The organism is Rothia sp. HMSC068E02 (assembly GCF_001813565.1).
Classification (GTDB): domain Bacteria; phylum Actinomycetota; class Actinomycetes; order Actinomycetales; family Micrococcaceae; genus Rothia.
The window spans coordinates 1-3276 of record NZ_KV812863.1; the positions used below are offsets into that span (position 1 = coordinate 1).

Annotated in this window: 3 protein-coding genes; 2 read left to right on the forward strand and 1 reads right to left on the reverse strand. The window is 41.1% G+C overall.

Features of this window, described 5'->3' with window-relative positions; genetic code table 11:
* The first annotated feature begins 304 nt into the window (after positions 1–304).
* Positions 305–1051 carry an Eco47II family restriction endonuclease gene (locus HMPREF2919_RS00260; RefSeq protein WP_005504277.1) on the forward strand — a complete coding sequence of 249 codons (747 nt, stop codon included), beginning with the start codon at positions 305–307 and terminating at the stop codon, positions 1049–1051.
* A 66-nt stretch (positions 1052–1117) separates the two neighbouring features.
* On the forward strand, positions 1118–1858 hold the full coding sequence (locus HMPREF2919_RS08975) for an Eco47II family restriction endonuclease (RefSeq protein WP_005504276.1): 741 nt from the start codon (positions 1118–1120) through the stop codon (positions 1856–1858).
* A 54-nt stretch (positions 1859–1912) separates the two neighbouring features.
* Here HMPREF2919_RS08975 and dcm read toward each other — a convergent pair.
* Positions 1913–3276: DNA (cytosine-5-)-methyltransferase (dcm, locus tag HMPREF2919_RS00270; RefSeq protein ID WP_210398955.1), on the reverse strand; the 1364-nt coding region annotated here is incomplete at its 5' end.

The window sequence follows — 3276 nt, forward strand, 5'->3', positions numbered from 1 at the left end:
TTACCGATTTCGTGCGGGATACCCACCACGAGAGTATTACCCATGCAAAAAACACAAAAGTTATCATTGCATTTAATACACTTTAATGAAAAAACGTGAATCCACATCCCGTATGATACGATTCATATGCCGATAAATATTTTAATATTTAAATAAACATATTTAGCATCTTTAGTCTATTTAAATGCCTATAAATCAATCATCTTCTGATGTATCTTGAAAAAAATTCAGACACAATAATATAATCCCTAGATAGAGCAATGTAGCACTATCCACATTAGAAACACCCACCACAGGAGGCAAGATGCATAATTATGGACTAACCTGGATTGACAATGAGGAACTATACAAAGTAACATACGAAACCTTCAAAAAACCCTTCGAGAAAGCTTACGACGGTTTCGACCCGTACAACAGCAAAAATAGTGTCGACCCATTGGGGGCTCTATTTTATATGGCTGCGCTCAATATAAGTTTTGATGCTTGGGTAGACATAGAACGTTCACGGCAGATCGGAAAAACCCTTCAAAACGCTGTCGGCACTTGGCATCAGCGTGTTCTAGGCCTGGCAGAAGATTGGAAAGACAAGGGAGCCAATGGGGGAGTCTTCGACCTAGAGTCCATCTCTCCAATTTATGGGTACGAACCATATCCGGATAAGCCAAAAACTATCATCGCCGAGGTCAAGAATAAATTTAACACAATCAAAGCATCTGACGAAAAGGCATTACATTTAAAAATGTACGAACAAGTAAGTTCGCGAGGCAAGAAGTCTACAGTAGCATACCTCATTCAGATTATCCCTAAAGATGGTGAAAAATATAATAAGCCCTGGGTTCCTTCAAAAGCCTTTGAAACTCCACTTGTTCGCCATATTGATGGATATTCCGCATATAATCTAGTATTCAAGCACAATGGAGCACTAGAAGAACTGTATAACGCGTTGCCTAGCATTCTAAAGGATGTAATCCATAATCTTGATCTCAAAAGTTTCGCTGTATCAGAAGCTGATATAATAAAACTGGCAAATCTTTTTAAATCCACCTATTAAATTCATGAATTAAAAGAAAATAATTCCAAATATTATTCAATAACAAATTTCCACAGAAGGAGAAAGATGCACGATTACGGACTATCATGGATTGACAACGAAAAACTTTATAATGTTACAAAAGATACACTCGTAAGTTCATTCAAAAAACAAAAAGAAGAATTTGACCCATATAACAACAAAAATGTTATCGACCCAGTGAGCGCCGTATTTCATATGTTTGTTCTAGGATTAGACTTTGAAGAGTGGGAATCCTACGAACGCCTTCGTCAAGTTGGAAAAACACTTCAGAATGCTATTGGAAATTGGCACCAGAAAGTATTAGGACTGGCAAAAAACTGGGAAGATAAAGGCACCAAAGGCGTTTACGATCTTGAGTCAAAGACTAAGCTTACCGGATTCGAACCAAAGCCTGAAAACCCTAAAATAGTTATCGCCGAAGTTAAGAATAAATTCAATACAATAAAAGGGGATACACAACATAATTATCATGAAAAGTTGCGCGAACAAATAGGATCCCGCGGAAAGGATGCAACTGCATACCTTATCCAAATCGTCCCTAAGAATAAAGAAAGGTATAATAAACCTTGGGTTCCCCCAAATTCGAAAGAAAATATTTATATTCGTCATATTGATGGCCATTCAGCATACGACCTCCTCTTCTCTCATCCCGGAGCCCTGAAGGAACTATATGATGCGCTGCCTAATATTCTAAGCGACATTGTCTCAGAACTTGACCCCAAGGATTTCAATATATCACGTTCCGATATTGAAAAACTTTCAAAACTTTTTGCTTCAACATATTAATTAAAACATAATGGCTAGATTAGATATAACATTATCTAATCTAGCCATTACTTTTTAGAAGAGCGTCCCTTCCAAATTTTCTTGGTATTGGGAAACTGCATCATGATTTATGTTATCTTCAGAATACTTTTCCAAGGGCTCAACCTCAATAAGATCAACATAGTCATCGTGAGTCCTACCCTCAATCATTGCCCTGACAGCTCGGCCAATATGGAATGCCATATTGGCAGGAACAGCATTACCAATCTGCTTATACTGTTGAGCAATCGACCCTGAGAACTCCCAATCATCAGCGAATGACTGAATTCGAGCATATTCTCGTACCGTAAGGGGTCGAGTCTCTTCCGGATGACAACGCTCGGTCTGCTTCTGAGCGGGGCTGCAGGTCAAGGTAAGCGAAGGTTCATCCCAAGATAAACGACGTGCCATGCCCGTCTTTCCGCCTGATAGATGATAAGAGCCGCCCAGGTAATCTCGCTGCACCTCGTCAGGCAAATCTTTCCAGTATCCACCAGGAGGAACCATTTCCATTACCTTACGTTTCTTTTCAGGATATTCTTGGCCAGGTGACTTAGGGCAATTCCCGATAGCCTCCCAAAGGCTGATGATGTAATCACGCTCTTTCGGGAAAAGGATAGGAGATTCCAAATCGCTACGAACTCCCACAATCAACAGTCGCTCACGTTTCTGAGCTACATCATGATACTGAGCTCGCACAACCCTATATGCAACTTTGTAGGTACGCCCCTTCTTGTCCTTAATCGATTGAAGAGTATTAATCATCGTGTGCAGGGTGCGTCCACCGTCATGACGCAATAGTCCCTTCACATTCTCGCCAACAAACACCTTCGGCATTACTTCTTTAACGGCTCGAGCAAACTCAAAGAATAGAGTTCCTCGGGTATCTTCAAACCCCATCGATTTTCCCGCATAAGAGAACGCTTGACAGGGGAAGCCACCTTCAACCAAGTCAATCTGGTCATAGAAGCTTGAGAAATCAATATTTGCCACATCGCCTTCCACAACGTTCCATGAAGGTCGGTTCTTGCGTAGGGTGCTAGCGGCAGCAGGATCAATTTCTGACAAGAGTTTGTGCGAGAAACCAGCATTTTCGAGCCCTGATGCAGTTCCTCCACCACCTGCAAACAGGTCAATCGATGTATATTTCACTTCTTCATCTGCCCGAAGAACCTTATAAAGATCCCCGGTCGAAACTTCACGGCACTGACGCTTATTTTCAACCCGTTCAATCTCTGCAAGATTAAAAATTCGGTGTCCTGTTGCGTTGCGCTCAGCACGAATAATGCCGGACTTATCCCATCGACGCAGGGTATCAATTGAGATACCAAGGTGTTGAGATGCCTCAGATATAGTCATGTACTCCATACATAATATTATAACCAATGCATATGCATTGG